Here is a 15763-nt window from a genome sequence, read left to right as displayed (position 1 = left end):
GGAGGTGGGTTTAATTGGCTGATGAGATCCTTTCGCAAAATGAGATTGATGCTTTATTGTCCGCCATTACTTCGGGCGAAATGGACGCAGAGGAATTAAAAAAGGAAGAAAAAGAAAAAAAGGTACGGGTATATGATTTTAAACGAGCATTACGATTTTCTAAAGATCAGATCAGAGGAATTTCAAGAATTCATGAGAATTACGCTAGGTTATTAACAACCTTTTTCTCTGCTCAGCTAAGAACGTATGTTAATATTTCAGTCGCTTCTGTGGATCAAATACCATATGAGGAATTTATTCGCTCCATCCCAAAGATGACTGTTTTGAATGTTTATAGTTTAAAGCCTCTTGATGGTAGATTAATAATGGAAATAAACCCTAATATTGCTTATGCCATGCTTGATAGAGTGCTCGGAGGAAAAGGGAGCAGTGTAAATAAGGTTGATAATTTAACAGAAATAGAAACGATTCTTATGTCTCAGCTCTTTGAAAAAGCAGCAGTTAATTTACAGGAAGCATGGGCTTCTATTAGAGAGGTAGACCCGATATTAGAAGAATTTGAAGTGAATCCACAGTTTTTACAAATGGTTTCACCTAATGAGACCGTCGTGGTTGTTTCGTTGAACACAACAATTGGTGAAACAAGTGGAATGATAAATATTTGCATTCCTCATATTGTTCTTGAACCCATTATTGATAAATTATCTGTACATTACTGGATGGAAACAACTACTAAAGAAAGAGATATGGATGCATATGAAAAGCTTTCAAATAACATCCAGGGGGCCCAGCTAGAAGTGAAAGCAATTTTAGGACAAACAAGTATAAATATAGAAGAATTTTTGAACTTAGGGAAAAAAGATGTGATAGCGTTGGATCAACAAATTGACCAACCCTTATTATTATCAATAAATAATGAACCCAAGTTTCATGTACAACCAGGCAAACACAAAAACAAAATGTCTGTACAAGTATTGGAAGAAATTAAAGGGGTGAAACTGTATGATGAATGATGGAATGCTCTCCCAAGAAGAAATTGATGCATTATTAAAGGTAAGTGAGGATGAAGATGATACATCAGATCTTGCTGGAACATCTTATAAAGAGCAATTAACCACAATAGAAGAAGATACACTTGGGGAAATTGGGAATATTTCCTTTGGTAGTTCTGCAACAACACTTTCGACCTTGTTAAATCAAAAAGTAGAAATCACCACCCCAGAGGTTTCTGTTATTCAAAAAACTGATCTGGATGATGAATTTACATTTGAACCTGTTAGTGTAGAAGTGGAATACATAGAAGGTTTTAGTGGGAAAAATGTTTTCGTAATCAAATCAGAAGATGCTGCTATTATCTCGGATATTATGTTAGGTGGAGATGGTACCGCTCCTGCAGAGGAATTAAATGAAATTCATTTAAGTGCTGTTCAAGAGGCTATGAATCAAATGATGGGTGCTGCGGCTACAAGTATGTCAACTGTCTTTAATAAAAAAGTGGATATATCACCTCCAACTATCCGGATGGAGGACCCAGATAATGAAACTAAAAATATGTTTAACGAAGAAGCCTATGTAAAGGTGTTCTTCCATTTAAAGGTAGGTACGTTAATAGATTCTAATATGATGCAATTGATGCCGATTCATTTTGCTAAAGATTTAGTGAGTCAACTATTAAACGGACCAGCCAATGAAGAAGCAGCTACTATTATGGAAGAAACTAAAAAACCAACTGATATGAAACAGACTTCTGCACCACTCCCTTCAAGTGAAGAGACTAAGAATGAACCACATTATTTGGGTGAGACAAGCTATCAGCCAAATGATATTCAAGAAGCTGACTTTTCAAGCTTCGAATATGTAAATTTAAATAAAACAGAACAGCGAAACCTGGATATGCTAATGGACATTCCTTTAAAAGTAACAGTGGAATTAGGCAGAACGAAACGGTCCATTCGGGATATTCTTGATTTTACAGCTGGGTCAATTATTGAGCTTGATAAGCTCGCTGGAGAGCCAATTGACATCTTGGTAAATGAAAAGTTAATAGCTAAAGGTGAAGTAGTAGTTATTGATGAAAATTTTGGAGTGCGAGTAACCGATATTATTAGTCAATCGGATCGTTTAATGAAACTAAGATAACTCACAGGGGGGAGAAAAAATGGCACAACGTATTTTAGTTGTTGATGATGCAGCTTTTATGAGAATGATGATAAAAGATATATTGGTGAAAAATGGTTTTGAAGTAGTAGGTGAAGCACAAGATGGAGCCCAAGCAGTAGAAAAGTATAGAGAGCTAACTCCTGATCTTGTAACAATGGATATAACGATGCCGGAAATGGATGGAATCACAGCCTTGAAGCAAATTAAAGAGATTAATAAGGATGCGGTAATTATCATGTGTTCTGCAATGGGACAGCAGGCAATGGTAATAGATGCTATACAGGCCGGGGCAAAAGACTTTATAGTAAAACCTTTTCAGGCAGATAGAGTAATAGAAGCTATCCAAAAGGCTTTAGGCTAGGAGTAATGAGTAAAATGTTTAAACACTTGGCGGGCTTGCTTATAGTAATTATTTTAATGAATTCCTTCTCTACCACTGTAAGTGCTGAAGACCCCAGTGTGAACGATTGTATGGAAGAAGGAATCAATTGCGAAAAACTAGAAACTCAGGATACTAATACTGAAAATAAGAACACAGTACTAACTGACCAAGAAGAAGAAGGCTCGCTCATCATTGAACTGATAAAAATGTTTTTTGCTCTTGTTCTCGTTCTCGGTTTGATTTATCTATTACTTAAATTTCTTAGCAAAAGGAATAAGTTATTTAATCAGGTAAAAGCATTGGAAAATTTAGGTGGCGTCTCTGTTGGTCAAAACAAATCGGTGCAAATTGTTCGTGTTGGTAATCGATTTTATTTAGTGGGCGTAGGGGAAAATGTAGAATTGTTAGAGGAGATTACTGACCAGGAAGTAATTGATGATCTTGTAAGTAAAAACACCTCGACATCCATAAAGCAAGTGTCTGGTTTATCAGGTTTTTTCAATTCAATATCTAATCAAGATGGAAAAGAGAAGCAAGATTTCAATAAATTGTTCTCTTCTGAATTGGAAAAACTAAAAGCTAAAAGAAACCATCTGTTGCAACAAAGAAAAGACAAGGAAGATAGCCATGAATGAATTCATAAATATGTTTTCAGACGCCGACCCGTCCAATGTAGCCACATCTGTTAAATTACTATTATTATTTACTATTCTTTCCTTGGCACCTGGTATCCTAATATTGATGACCAGTTTTACTAGAATTATTATTGTATTATCGTTTGTCAGAACTTCACTGGCAACACAACAAATGCCACCAAATCAGGTTTTAATTGGAATAGCATTATTTTTAACTTTTTTTATTATGGCACCCGTATTTAATGAAGTATATGATGAAGCATTACAACCTTTATTTGATGAAGAGATATCTTTAGAACAAGCTTATGAAGAGGCAAGCCTTCCGTTAAAAGAATTTATGGCTAAACATACCCGGCAGAAAGACTTGTCTTTATTTATGAATTACTCCCAGTTGGAGAAACCTGAAACCATACAGGATATTCCGCTAACAACACTTGTCCCAGCATTTGCTATAAGTGAATTAAAAACTGCCTTCCAAATGGGATTTATGATTTTTGTACCTTTTTTAATCATTGATATGGCAGTTGCAAGTGTTCTGATGTCCATGGGAATGATGATGCTGCCGCCTGTAATGATCTCATTGCCATTCAAAATTTTATTATTTGTATTGGTGGATGGGTGGTATTTAATTACACATGCATTGTTAGATAGTTTTTAGGACTGCATGGATTTTGGATAAAGTAGGTGAAGCATTTGAGTAGTGAATTTGTATTAACATTAGCGGAAAGAGGAATCTATACAATTCTATTAGTAACCGGTCCTTTATTGATCCTAGCTCTTGCAGTAGGTCTACTGGTCAGTATTTTTCAGGCCACCACCCAAATACAGGAACAAACACTGGCATTTATTCCAAAGATCGTTGCAGTATTAGTAGGCCTTGTTTTTTTTGGCCCCTGGATGCTGTCCAAGATGGTAGAGTTTACTGCAAATCTATTTTTAAATTTAAATCAGTTTGTAGGGTAATGTATGTTAAATATTATAAATGTTAACAGTATACCTGTTTTTTTATTAATTTTAGTCAGGGTATCAGCTTTTTTTGTTACTTTACCTTTATTTTCTTATCGTACTATACCAGGCCATTTTAAAATTGGTTTCAGTTTTTTTCTCTCTCTTATCATATTTTATACGGTAGACGTAACAGTAATAGAAATTGATGGTACATATATTCTATTGGTTCTAAAAGAAGCAATGGTTGGTTTACTTGTCGGATTAATAGCTTATATCCTGCTATCAGCTATTCAAATTGCAGGTGGATTTATTGATTTCCAAATGGGCTTTGCTATTGCGAATGTAGTAGACCCCCAAACAGGTGCCCAAAGTCCTTTAATGGGGCAATATTTCTATATTATTGCACTATTATTTTTATTATCGGTTAATGGACATCATTTATTAATAGATGGTATATACAATAGTTATCAATTTATATCGATTGATGCATTTATTCCTTTTCAAAATGGCTCAATAGCTGATTTTGTTATCGATACATTTAATAAAATGTTTCTAATCGCGTTTCAAATGGCCATCCCTATTGTAGGTTGTTTATTTCTGGTAGATGTTGCCTTAGGTATTATCGCCCGTACTGTTCCGCAATTAAATGTTTTTGTTGTTGGATTACCTCTTAAAATACTTGTTAGCTTTATGGCCATTTTTATATTTTTAAGTCTCTATGTTTCATTGGTTAACCGGCTATTTGAATCTATGTTTAAAGTCATGCGACAGCTAATGCAGTTATTTGGGGGTGCTTAACTTGCAATTGCGGATGGATCTACAATTTTTTGCAGGTGAAAAAACAGAAAAAGCTACCCCGAAAAAAAGGCAGGATGAACGAAAAAAAGGAAAAGTTGCTAAAAGCCAAGATATTAATACAGCTATTTTACTTTTATTTTCATTTATGATACTAGTTGTTTTTGGTAGCTCAATGAAAAACGGAATGACTTCCTTATATGAACACACATTTACAGAATTCATTCATTGGGATGTAACCGAAGAAACAGTTCATCGGGTTTTTAGCGGAGCAACAATCGAAGCGGCCAAATTTCTTGCACCAATTATGATAATCGCTATAGTAGCAGGTCTTACATCTAATTTTATGCAGATTGGTTTTCTGTTTACCACAGAACCGCTGAAGCTAGACCTAAAGAAAATTGACCCGATTCAAGGAGCGAAAAGAATTTTTTCAGTCAGAGCTTTGGTTGAGCTGGCAAAATCATTATTAAAAATCGTGTTTATCGGTGTTATAACATTTTTGATTATATGGATGTTTAAAGACGACATGCTCATGCTTGCATTTAAAAATGCAGAGAATGCTCTTGGTTTCTTTGGGCGGACTACGATTATTATGGGAATAACCGCAGCATTCGCACTTTTACTCTTATCGGTTTTTGATTATGCATATCAACGGTATGATTTTGAAAAAAACATGAAAATGTCAAAACAGGATATAAAAGATGAGTACAAGAATATGGAAGGTGACCCATTAATTAAATCTAAGATAAAAGAAAAACAAAAGCAAATGGCTACTCGCAGAATGATGAGTGAAGTTCCACAGGCTGACGTTGTGATAACAAACCCTACACATTTTGCCATTGCAATTAAGTATGATGAAAAAAAAGCTAACGCTCCATACATACTTGCGAAAGGCGTTGACCAAGTGGCATTGAAGATTAAAGAAGTTGCAAAGGCCAATGATGTAGTTACAGTAGAAAATCGTCCACTCGCTCGCGCATTATACGGTGCAACTGATATAGGTGACGTAATTCCGGAGGATTTCTTCCAAGCTGTTGCAGAGATATTGGCATATGTTTATAAATTAGAGAGAAAAGTTTAAGCAATAAGGAGAAATAATAATGAAAGCACGTGACTTATCTGTACTCTTAGGCGTTATATTAATCATAATCATGTTAATCATCCCATTGCCCGGATGGCTTTTAAGTGTACTCATTTTATGTAATATATCGATTGCATTGATTGTAATACTAGTGTCTATGAATACACAGGAAGCGTTACAGTTTTCTGTTTTTCCAACTCTCTTATTGCTGTTAACCCTATTCAGACTTGGTCTGAATGTATCTACTACGAGATCTATTCTTTCAGAAGCGCAGGCTGGTGGAGTGGTAGAAACATTTGGTTCTTTCGTAATTGGTGGTAATCCATTGGTGGGATTTGTTGTATTTATAATTTTAGTCATCATTCAATTTCTTGTAATTACCAAGGGAGCAGAGCGTGTATCTGAAGTATCTGCCCGTTTTACATTAGATGCTATGCCAGGTAAACAAATGAGTATTGATGCAGATTTGAATGCTGGCTTAATTTCAGAGCAACAGGCAAAAGAGCGAAGAGAAAAAGTTGAGAATGAAGCGGATTTCCATGGTTCAATGGATGGGGCCAGTAAATTTGTAAAAGGGGATGCAATTGCTGGAATAATTATTGTCCTAATTAATATTATCTTTGGACTTATTATCGGTATGGTTCAGATGGATATGACTTTCCAAGAAGCCATCAACACTTTTATGCGTTTGACTGTTGGAGATGGACTTGTTAGCCAAATACCCGCATTATTAATTTCTACTGCGACAGGCATAGTAGTTACTAGAACTGCAAGTACAGGGAATTTGGGAACAGAGGTTTCTGGCCAGTTACTTCAATACCCTAAACTTTTATACATCGCTGCAGGTACAATATTCTTACTTGGATTAACACCTATAAACTTCTTTTTGACTACATTACTTGGTGGATTACTTGCATTAAGTGGATATTTATTACAGCGTCAAACAGCTGAGCCTGATATCCCTGATCCGGAAGAAGAAGATTTAACTGAAAGCTCTTCAATGAAATCTTCGGAGAATGTAGTCAGCCTTTTAAATATGGACCCAATTGAATTTGAGTTTGGTTATGCGCTTATTCCTCTTGCAGACAGTAGCCAGGGTGGTGACTTGCTTGATCGGATAATAATGATTAGACGTCAGTTGGCCATAGAGCTTGGTATTGTCATCCCAGTTGTAAGAATAAGAGATAATATACAACTGAATCCCAATGAGTACCGTTTAAAAATCAAGGGAAATGAAGTAGCGAAGGGAGAATTGTTGTTAGATCATTATTTAGCAATGGCTCCAGATATTGAAGAGGATGATATGGAAGGAATTGCTACAGAAGAGCCTGCATTTGGTCTCCCGGCAAAATGGATTACAGAAGAATATAAAGATGAGGCTGAGTTATCAGGCTATACCGTTGTTGATCCTCCTTCAGTTGTATCTACACATATAACAGAAATAATTAAAAAGTATGCTTATATATTATTAGGTAGAGAAGAAACAAAACAACTGATCGAGCATTTGCGTGAAAGTTACCCGACATTAGCTGAAGAAGTAACACCAGAGCCGCTAAATGTAGGTGATGTACAGAAAGTGTTAAGCAAGTTACTTAAAGAAAATATTTCGATTCGTAATTTACCAGTGATTTTTGAATCATTGGCAGACTTTGCAAGGTTAACAAATGATACGGAATTATTGGCTGAATATGTAAGACAAGCATTATCTCCACAAATAACAAAACAATATGTTCATGAAGATATGTCTTTAAGAGTGATTACTGTTTCCGGAAAGATAGAAAAGATGGTAGCGGAAAATATTCAGCAAACAGAGCATGGAAATTATTTGTCTTTAGATCCAGAGACGCAACAAGAAATTATAAAGACAATACATCATGAAGTGGAGAAACTTGCTATACAGGAGGAGACCGCGATACTGTTATGCTCTCCTGCGATTAGAATGTATTTAAAACAATTGGTGGAAAGGTTTTTACCGCAGGTGGTGGTGCTTTCTTATAATGAATTGGAGCCGACTGTGGAAGTACAAAGCGTGGGAGTTGTTAATATCGCATGAAGGTAAAAAAATATATAGGCCCTACTATGCCTGAAGTGATGAAAAAAATCCGAAAAGAACTAGGTTCAGAAGCTGTTATATTAAATTCTAAGGAAGTACGCCATGGGGGATTTTTAGGTTTATTTCAAAAAACAAAAATTGAAGTAGTAGCAGCCCTTGATCCGGACCCTGTATTGTCTCCTCAAAAACCTGCTATTGATAAAGAGATACCTTTGCCTTCTAAGGAAACACCTGAGGAATCCTTATCATCTAATCAACAAGTATTGGATGAGATTAAGCAACTGAAAAGTTTGATCAAGCATTCCGCTGAAGAAAAATACGATTATCCAGCAGATTTCCTGCTTGTCTATCAGCATCTTTGTGATCAAGAAGTAGACTCGTATTTAGCTGATAAAATAATTCGTTCCGTAATGGATAAGTTTAATGATCTCACATTGGTTGATTATAAGATGATAGTTAAAGAGACTAAAAATGAAGTTAAAGAGAAATTAAATGAACTTAATTTCTCGGGACTCAGTTATGAAAACAAAGTTGTCTATTTTGTAGGACCAACTGGAGTCGGAAAAACCACAACACTTGCAAAAATTGCAGCTAACAGTATGCTGAAAGACCATAAAAAAGTTGCGTTTATTACTATGGATACGTATCGAATTGCTGCTGTGGAACAGTTGAGAACGTATGCCCGCATTCTAGAAGTACCCATGGAGGTCGCATATTCCCAGAAGGAGTATCTGATTGCATTAGAAAAATTTAAGGATTATGATCTTGTCCTTGTAGATACTGCAGGGAGGAATTATAGAGATAAGAAGTATGTTAATGAAATTGAAGAGTATACTTCAATCGGAATGCAGTCAGAGATGTACTTGGTCCTTGCGATGACGGCCAAGTCAAAGGATTTAACCGAAGTTTATGATAAATTTAATTCCCTTCCTATAAAAAATGTAATATTTACTAAAATGGATGAAACGACTCAGTTTGGAAGTATGCTTACTATATCATTAGAAAAGCAAGTTGGAGTTGGATATATAACAAATGGGCAGGATGTGCCGGAAGATTTACTTGTTGCCACTCCAGAGCTGGTAACTGACTTTGTTTTTGGAAGTATCACGAATGAATGATCAAGCATCGGAATTACGGCGACGTCTGAATAAAAGTAAAGATGAACATGAAGCAAAAACAATTTCCATAATTAGTGGAAAAGGCGGGGTGGGGAAATCAAATGTAGCTTTGAATTTCTCCCTTGAACTTCTTATACAGAAAAAGAGTGTCTTGATTATAGACTTAGACATAGGTATGGGAAATATAAATATTTTACTTGGAGTGGACCCAAGGAAAACCATCATTGATATGTTCAAAGAACAATTATCAATTTTTGATATCATTGAACAAGGTCCCTGTAATTTGTCCTATATTGCAGCCGGTTCTGGTTTAGCAGATTTCTTTACCATGAATGATAAAAACAGGAATTATTTCTATAAGCAGTTCACTCGAGTAGCTTCCGAGTATGACTACATTATTTTCGATATGGGAGCAGGAGTGACTAGTGATAGTATTTTTTTTATGTTGGCTTCAGATGAATGCATATTGGTAACTACACCGGAACCTACTTCTATTACCGATGGATATAGTATGATTAAACATATTGTAGCTTATAATTCTGATTTACCAATTTCTATCATTATGAATCGGGCACAGAATGAGCGTGATGGGCAGACTGCCTCAACAAAATTCTCTGATGTTATTAAACAATTTTTAAATAAACAAGTGAGGATACTGGGGATTCTCCCTGAAGATAAACACGTTTCCAATGCAGTTAGAAGGCAAACACCTTATCTACTTCTTAATGAAAGAGCCCCTGTTTCAAAGGCGATTAAAAAAATAACAAGAACTTATATACAATGTGTTACAGAAAAGGATAACAAACCAAGTAGTTCATTTGTCCGAAAACTAAAACAGCTGATACTAGAGAGGTAATTTACTATGAGTGTAATTCGAGTACTAGTAGTTGACGATTCTGCTTTTATGCGAAAGGTTATAACAGATATTCTAGAAAGTGACGACAGAATTAGCGTTATTGGTACTGCTCGAAATGGTGAAGATGGCATTAAAAAAATAAACCAACTACAACCCGATGTAGTAACTTTAGATATACAAATGCCAGTAATGGATGGGATGACAGCATTACAAGAAATCATGAAAAATAGCCCTTTACCTGTAATTATGCTATCAAGCCTTACTTCAGAGGGGACCAGTAAAACAATTGAAGCTATATCTAATGGGGCAGTCGATTTTATAACAAAGCCTTCGGGGTCAATTTCTATGGATATGGATAAAGTACAAGCAGAATTAATTAAAAAAGTAGTTACAGCAGCAGAAATAAAACTTCCTAAAGTAGGACAATTTATTAAGCAACCAAAAATAACTCTAGGGTCACAACATCAAAGAGATTTAAAAACGATAGTTGCTATCGGAACATCTACCGGAGGACCTCGGGCCTTACAGCATGTACTAACTAAATTACCGGGGGATTTGCCTGCTTCTATTCTAATTGTGCAGCATATGCCAGCGGGCTTTACTAAGTCATTGGCAGAGAGGTTAAACTCTCTTTGTGCTATTCATGTAAAAGAAGCTTCAGATGGAGAAAGTTTACGTGAAAGCACTGTTTATATAGCTCCGGGTAATTATCATATGAAAGTAAATGGGACAAGAATTCAGCTAACACAAGATGAACCAGTCCATGGTCATAGACCTGCCGTTGATACACTATTCAATTCGCTTGCAAAGAGTCGTCATTACAATAAATTTGCAGTAATTCTTACAGGGATGGGGAGTGATGGCTCAAATGGTATTCGAAGTTTAAAAAGAGAGGATCCGAATACAATCGTCCTTTCAGAGGCTGAAGATTCTGCTGTTGTGTATGGAATGCCGTTTGCTGCAGTGAAAACAAAATTGGTAGATCATGTGATACCTTTACAGGAAATGGGACCAACTATTTCTACATTTGTTTTAGGTAACAAATAAGTAACTGGTGTTTAACTAAAAATAAGGGAGTAAGTATAATGGAAAATAGCACGCGTAAAATGATTGTATTTCAATTAGACAATGAAGAGTATGCAGTGTCTGTGCAGCAAGTAGGATTAATTGAGCGTATCACACCAATAACGAGAGTACCTCAAACTGTTGATTTTGTAAAAGGCGTAATCAATCTTAGAGGAGTAGTGACCCCAATTATAGATCTGCGAATTCGTTTTGGTTTATCGGAGGCTGGATTTACTGATCATTCACGAATTATTATTGTCAATATGGACGATAAGGAAGTAGGTTTAATAGTGGATGCTGCAAACGATGTAGTAGATATACCTGAGGAGACGATTGAACCTGCTCCTGAAGTTATTGGTACAGTAGACATTGATTATATTGAAGGAGTAGCTAAATTGGAAGAAAGGTTAATTATTCTTTTGGATCTTGAAAAAGTTTTATCTGCTGAGGAAGTCAATAGCCTCAAGCCAGTAAAGGAATAGAAAAATGAATATATCTCAACTGACATCCGTACAAAAAGACGTACTTCGTGAAATAGGAAACATCGGAGCTGGTAATGCTGCTACCTCCATGTCTAAACTTCTGGATAAAAAAATTGATATGCAAGTACCCTCCGTTAACATTGTCAGCTATGATGAAATGATGGACTTAATTGGCGGGCCGGAAGAATTAATTGTGGCTGTATTTTTTAGAATTCAGGGTGAGGCTCCAGGTTCCGTCTATCTCATTTTATCAATAGAAGAGGCTGAGTTATTAATAAATCAAATAACAGGTGACCAAATGATAAGTTTGATTAGTGAAGAAGGACCTGATGAATTGGCGGTATCCGTTATTCAAGAAGCAGGAAATATATTAACAGGGTCCTACTTATCAGCTTTGTCCGATTTCACTTCTATAAATATGCAACCATCCGTTCCGTTGTTGAGTATGGATATGGCAGGGGCTATTTTAACGGCAGGTTTACTGGAAATATCACAGGTTACCGATTTTGCTATCGTTATTGACACAAAAATAAGCCACACGGATTCCAAAAGAGGAATACAGGGTAATTTCTTTTTACTTCCTGACCCAGAATCATTCCACAAAATATTTTTAGCATTGGGAGTAACGGATAATGAATGATGTTCAGACTATAGTAAAAGTTGGTATTGCAGATTTAAATGTAATTAAAGCACCTGAACTAATTCGAACAGCAGGCCTTGGATCTTGCGTAGGTGTCGTATTGTACGATCAGACAAATCAAATAGCTGGTTTATCTCACATCCTTTTGCCTGATTCCAGCTTAGCAAAACAAGAAAATATTAATAAATATAAATATGCAGATACAGCAATACCTCTATTGCTTGAACAGATGGTCGGGATAGGTGCAAGGAAATCCTTGATTAAAGCTAAGATTGCAGGAGGAGCGCAAATGTTTCAGTTCTCTTCTAACTCGGACATTATGCGTATAGGTCCCAGAAATAGTGATGCTGTATTAGAAATTTTAAAAAAACTGAAGGTTCCGGTAATCGCTGCTGATATTGGAGGAAGTTCAGGTAGGACGATTGAGTTTGATCCAAGAACGAGTATGTTAAAAATCCGCAAAGTAAATAAAGAGGAAATATACATTTAAACTCTTTTGAATAGACTGCAAGCAGAAAAGAGTATTGGAAAATAGATTTATTAAATGTAATTTAAAGATACTTAGCTTTCCTTATTTAAATATAAGCTGAAGGGGGAGCCAAAAATGACAGAACATAATTTAACTCATGAACAACAACTGTGGAACGATTGGTATAAACGTAAATCAAATGAGAGCGCAAATGAATTAATTCAACATTATACGTATCTTATCAGCTTTCATGTTGAACGAATCTCAAGTCATTTGCCAAGCAATGTAAGTAAGGATGATATTAAGAGCTTTGCAACATTTGGATTGTACGATGCTTTAAATAAGTTTGAACCAGACAGAGATTTAAAATTTGATACGTATGCCTCTTTTCGAATAAGAGGTTCTATTATGGATGGATTGAGAAAAGAAGATTGGTTACCAAGATCTTTAAGGGAAAAAACGAAGAATATTGAACAGGTCGCCCAGGAACTGGAACAATCACTATATCGCAAACCGACCACAGAAGAAATTGCAAATAAAATCGGATTCACTGTTAAAGAGGTTGAAAATGTTTTAAGAGATTCTTTATTTTCTAATTTTCTATCGATGGACGAAAATCCAAAAGATATGGAAAATGATAAGGACAGAAATGGTTATTCGCTTCCGGATGATACAACAATTACTCCTGAAAACAGCTTGCTTTTTAAAGAATTGAAGGAAGAGCTTGCAAATGGGATGAAGACACTTAATGAAAATGAACAAATGGTTATAAGTTTGTTTTACAATGATGAGCTAACATTAACTGAAATTGGTCAAGTGCTAGGGTTAACAACTTCTAGGATTTCCCAAATACACAAAAGGTCAATCCTAAAGCTTAGAAGCACGTTAAAAAAATTGCATGAGATTAGTTAAGTAGGAGCAATAGATGGAAGACTTTTTGAAATACTAGTATCTTGCTGTTTCGAAAGATAAACTGTCAGTAAAGCAAGCAAAATATTTACAATGGCTATATAATTAAATGGATTGTTCTTGCATAGAGCTTAAGCAGAAAAACTCTCTATATAAAGTTAACAAGCATTCCTAGAAATAGGTTTTAAGGAAGACTGGAACAGAGAAGCATCTTTAGTTGTTAAGTATAATCTTCTTGCTAATGTTATTGTACCTTTGGAAAATAGTTTGGTAAGATCGATGTGAATCAACAGGATGTTGAAGTAACTGCAAAACCAAAAGAAAATGAGGTCAACAATCTTCCTTTATCTTAAAGAAATGGGTGGAGAGACGGTGAGCTGGAAATCGATAGAATTGCAGATTGCGTTACCAAGAACAATGGAAGCTGGCAAACTTCAGGACCAATTACACAGGCAGCCCCAGCATACTCAACATCTACTTACAGAAGCTCATTTAAAAAGAGAAGTAAAAAAGCGCAACCGTATTAATCATACTGAACAGCTTCGGAAAATAGTTGGCAATAATCATTCACAAAACCATCACCGAATCAAGATTGAAGAAAGAACCATCACCGAATCAAGATTGAAGAAAGAATAAGTAGAGATAAAGTTTTAAATACTTTGGACAAGCATCCGTACTTGGGAACCAAAGTCGATTTTAAGGGATAGAAGGGATTATATGTTTTCATTTTTATTTTTTATTAGTTTTCTATTACATATATTAACGCTTATAATAATTTTTCAACTTATCAAGAAGATAAACACACTCCAACAAGTACAATCCCCCTCTGAGATAATGGACTTATTTGATACATATCTGGAAGAAATTAAAGCAGAAAATGAGTATTTACAAAAAACATTGAACAATAATCCAGAAGATAATAAGCAAAATAACTCAGCTGAAAAGGTAATTAATCCTCCACATTCAGTCGAAACGGAACAACCATTCAACGTTTCGGATCAGGAAATACCGAAGGATGAAATGGAGGCTTCTTTACAAGCACGAATTCTTCATTTATATCAAAATGGCTATGCAGCAGAAGAAATAGCAAAACAATTGGACTGTGGTAAGACAGAAGCAGCATTAGTTATAAAATTACATACAAAAAGTTATAAGTAACTCTTGATTATCATACAACAATATGATATATTAACTTTTGGTGTAAATACTATGTTTATGTAGAATAAGCATGTACTAAAAACACACGTTTAGTAATTTGTATATATGGTGCCGGCTTTTAAAAGAAGGTATTTATACAAAAATGATCTAAACGGAGGAAAAAAACCATTAGGAGGAAATTATTATGTCAGCAATTTCAATGAAACAGCTATTAGAAGCTGGTGTACATTTTGGACATCAGACTCGTCGCTGGAACCCGAAGATGAAGAAATATATCTTCACAGAACGTAACGGTATTTATATTATTGATTTACAAAAAACCGTTAAAAAGGTAGACGAGGCTTACAACTATGTAAAGGATATCGCTGCAAATGGCGGTACTGTTCTGTTTGTTGGTACAAAGAAACAGGCTCAGGACTCTGTACGTGATGAAGCTACTCGTTCTGGTATGTATTATGTGAATCAACGTTGGTTAGGTGGTACCCTTACTAACTTCCAAACAATCCGCAAGCGTATCCAACGTTTAAAAGATATTGAACGTATGGAAGAAGACGGTACTTTTGAAGTATTACCTAAAAAAGAAGTAGTTAACTTATTAAAAGAAAAAGATCGTTTGGTTAAGTTCTTGGGTGGTATTAAAGAAATGAACAAGCTTCCTGACGCATTGTTCGTAATCGACCCACGTAAAGAGCGTATCGCGATCGCTGAGGCACATAAATTAAATATTCCTATTATTGGAATCGTAGATACTAATTGTGATCCAGATGAAATTGATTATGTTATTCCAGCGAATGATGACGCTATTCGCGCAGTAAAACTTTTGACTTCAAAAATGGCAGATGCTATTTTAGAAGTGAAACAAGGTGAAGAGACAGAAGAAGTTCAGGCAGAAGAACCTGTTGCTGTTGCTGAATCTGATTCTGATTCAAATCAAGAGTAATTATTAAAAGGTGGAGGGTGATAAGAGGATAAGAGCCTTTTATCACCTTTTTTACGAAGATTTTCTCTT

Annotated in this window: 19 protein-coding genes; all 19 read left to right on the top strand. The window is 35.5% G+C overall.

All coding sequences use genetic code 11. The features are described from left to right. Positions 1-14: 14 nt before the first annotated feature. On the top strand, positions 15-1013 hold the full coding sequence (fliM, locus tag BME96_RS10810; RefSeq protein WP_071649065.1) for a flagellar motor switch protein FliM: 999 nt from the start codon (positions 15-17) through the stop codon (positions 1011-1013). Beyond that, a complete protein-coding gene (gene fliY / locus BME96_RS10805; RefSeq protein WP_071649064.1) occupies positions 1003-2139 on the top strand; it encodes a flagellar motor switch phosphatase FliY in 1137 nt (378 codons plus the stop codon). The genes fliM and fliY overlap by 11 nt, the downstream gene beginning before the upstream one ends. A 19-nt stretch (positions 2140-2158) precedes the next feature. Then, positions 2159-2521 (top strand): response regulator, encoded by a 363-nt coding sequence (locus tag BME96_RS10800; RefSeq protein ID WP_019375710.1) that lies wholly within the window; start codon positions 2159-2161, stop codon positions 2519-2521. A 14-nt stretch (positions 2522-2535) separates the two neighbouring features. Then, positions 2536-3177 carry a flagellar biosynthetic protein FliO gene (gene fliO, locus BME96_RS10795; protein ID WP_231478608.1) on the top strand — a complete coding sequence of 214 codons (642 nt, stop codon included), beginning with the start codon at positions 2536-2538 and terminating at the stop codon, positions 3175-3177. After that, positions 3170-3835: a flagellar type III secretion system pore protein FliP gene (fliP, locus tag BME96_RS10790; protein ID WP_071649062.1), complete on the top strand. Its 666-nt coding sequence runs from the start codon at positions 3170-3172 to the stop codon at positions 3833-3835. Before fliO ends, fliP begins: the two co-directional genes overlap by 8 nt. 35 nt (positions 3836-3870) lie before the next feature. Beyond that, on the top strand, positions 3871-4140 hold the full coding sequence (gene fliQ, locus BME96_RS10785; RefSeq protein ID WP_019375713.1) for a flagellar biosynthesis protein FliQ: 270 nt from the start codon (positions 3871-3873) through the stop codon (positions 4138-4140). Between the two features lie 3 nt (positions 4141-4143). After that, on the top strand, positions 4144-4923 hold the full coding sequence (gene fliR, locus BME96_RS10780; RefSeq protein WP_019375714.1) for a flagellar biosynthetic protein FliR: 780 nt from the start codon (positions 4144-4146) through the stop codon (positions 4921-4923). Between the two features lies 1 nt (position 4924). Continuing rightward, positions 4925-6004, top strand: coding sequence for a flagellar biosynthesis protein FlhB (gene flhB / locus BME96_RS10775; protein ID WP_019375715.1), 1080 nt, complete (start codon positions 4925-4927; stop codon positions 6002-6004). A 19-nt stretch (positions 6005-6023) separates the two neighbouring features. After that, positions 6024-8057 (top strand): flagellar biosynthesis protein FlhA, encoded by a 2034-nt coding sequence (gene flhA / locus BME96_RS10770; protein WP_060680126.1) that lies wholly within the window; start codon positions 6024-6026, stop codon positions 8055-8057. Continuing rightward, the gene (flhF, locus tag BME96_RS10765; protein ID WP_019375717.1) at positions 8054-9175 is read left to right on the top strand and encodes a flagellar biosynthesis GTPase FlhF; all 1122 of its coding nucleotides are present in this window, start codon (positions 8054-8056) and stop codon (positions 9173-9175) included. Before flhA ends, flhF begins: the two co-directional genes overlap by 4 nt. After that, positions 9168-10031 carry a MinD/ParA family protein gene (locus BME96_RS10760; RefSeq protein ID WP_019375718.1) on the top strand — a complete coding sequence of 288 codons (864 nt, stop codon included), beginning with the start codon at positions 9168-9170 and terminating at the stop codon, positions 10029-10031. Before flhF ends, BME96_RS10760 begins: the two co-directional genes overlap by 8 nt. A 6-nt stretch (positions 10032-10037) precedes the next feature. Next, positions 10038-11078, top strand: coding sequence for a protein-glutamate methylesterase/protein-glutamine glutaminase (locus tag BME96_RS10755; protein ID WP_060680128.1), 1041 nt, complete (start codon positions 10038-10040; stop codon positions 11076-11078). A 38-nt stretch (positions 11079-11116) separates the two neighbouring features. Further along, entirely contained in the window at positions 11117-11578 is a 462-nt protein-coding gene (locus tag BME96_RS10750; RefSeq protein ID WP_019375720.1) for a chemotaxis protein CheW, read from the top strand. Between the two features lie 4 nt (positions 11579-11582). Then, positions 11583-12218, top strand: coding sequence for a chemotaxis protein CheC (locus BME96_RS10745; protein ID WP_019375721.1), 636 nt, complete (start codon positions 11583-11585; stop codon positions 12216-12218). Then, a complete protein-coding gene (locus BME96_RS10740) occupies positions 12211-12708 on the top strand; it encodes a chemotaxis protein CheD (protein WP_060680130.1) in 498 nt (165 codons plus the stop codon). The genes BME96_RS10745 and BME96_RS10740 overlap by 8 nt, the downstream gene beginning before the upstream one ends. 114 nt (positions 12709-12822) lie before the next feature. Next, positions 12823-13599 carry a FliA/WhiG family RNA polymerase sigma factor gene (locus tag BME96_RS10735; protein ID WP_071649061.1) on the top strand — a complete coding sequence of 259 codons (777 nt, stop codon included), beginning with the start codon at positions 12823-12825 and terminating at the stop codon, positions 13597-13599. 369 nt (positions 13600-13968) lie between these two features. Beyond that, positions 13969-14232: a hypothetical protein gene (locus BME96_RS10730; RefSeq protein ID WP_060680132.1), complete on the top strand. Its 264-nt coding sequence runs from the start codon at positions 13969-13971 to the stop codon at positions 14230-14232. Positions 14233-14313: 81 nt separating this feature from the next. After that, positions 14314-14754: a DUF6115 domain-containing protein gene (locus tag BME96_RS10725; protein ID WP_019375725.1), complete on the top strand. Its 441-nt coding sequence runs from the start codon at positions 14314-14316 to the stop codon at positions 14752-14754. Between the two features lie 184 nt (positions 14755-14938). Beyond that, positions 14939-15694, top strand: a complete 756-nt coding sequence (gene rpsB / locus BME96_RS10720) for a 30S ribosomal protein S2 (protein ID WP_019375726.1) — start codon at positions 14939-14941, stop codon at positions 15692-15694. The last annotated feature ends 69 nt before the right edge of the window (positions 15695-15763 follow it).

The organism is Virgibacillus halodenitrificans (assembly GCF_001878675.1).
Lineage (GTDB): Bacteria > Bacillota > Bacilli > Bacillales > Amphibacillaceae > Virgibacillus_Q > Virgibacillus_Q halodenitrificans.
This window is presented reverse-complemented; position numbering and strand designations above follow the sequence as displayed.

Bases quoted from the DNA above. Each gene is read 5' to 3' on its own strand.
- fliY (WP_071649064.1), top strand. From the start codon at position 1,003: ATGATGAATGATGGAATGCTCTCCCAAGAAGAAATTGATGCATTATTA.
- BME96_RS10800 (WP_019375710.1), top strand. From the start codon at position 2,159: ATGGCACAACGTATTTTAGTTGTTGATGATGCAGCTTTTATGAGAATG.
- fliO (WP_231478608.1), top strand. From the start codon at position 2,536: ATGTTTAAACACTTGGCGGGCTTGCTTATAGTAATTATTTTAATGAAT.
- fliP (WP_071649062.1), top strand. From the start codon at position 3,170: ATGAATGAATTCATAAATATGTTTTCAGACGCCGACCCGTCCAATGTA.
- fliR (WP_019375714.1), top strand. From the start codon at position 4,144: ATGTTAAATATTATAAATGTTAACAGTATACCTGTTTTTTTATTAATT.
- flhA (WP_060680126.1), top strand. From the start codon at position 6,024: ATGAAAGCACGTGACTTATCTGTACTCTTAGGCGTTATATTAATCATA.
- flhF (WP_019375717.1), top strand. From the start codon at position 8,054: ATGAAGGTAAAAAAATATATAGGCCCTACTATGCCTGAAGTGATGAAA.
- BME96_RS10760 (WP_019375718.1), top strand. From the start codon at position 9,168: ATGAATGATCAAGCATCGGAATTACGGCGACGTCTGAATAAAAGTAAA.
- BME96_RS10755 (WP_060680128.1), top strand. From the start codon at position 10,038: ATGAGTGTAATTCGAGTACTAGTAGTTGACGATTCTGCTTTTATGCGA.
- BME96_RS10750 (WP_019375720.1), top strand. From the start codon at position 11,117: ATGGAAAATAGCACGCGTAAAATGATTGTATTTCAATTAGACAATGAA.
- BME96_RS10745 (WP_019375721.1), top strand. From the start codon at position 11,583: ATGAATATATCTCAACTGACATCCGTACAAAAAGACGTACTTCGTGAA.
- BME96_RS10740 (WP_060680130.1), top strand. From the start codon at position 12,211: ATGAATGATGTTCAGACTATAGTAAAAGTTGGTATTGCAGATTTAAAT.
- BME96_RS10735 (WP_071649061.1), top strand. From the start codon at position 12,823: ATGACAGAACATAATTTAACTCATGAACAACAACTGTGGAACGATTGG.
- BME96_RS10725 (WP_019375725.1), top strand. From the start codon at position 14,314: ATGTTTTCATTTTTATTTTTTATTAGTTTTCTATTACATATATTAACG.
- rpsB (WP_019375726.1), top strand. From the start codon at position 14,939: ATGTCAGCAATTTCAATGAAACAGCTATTAGAAGCTGGTGTACATTTT.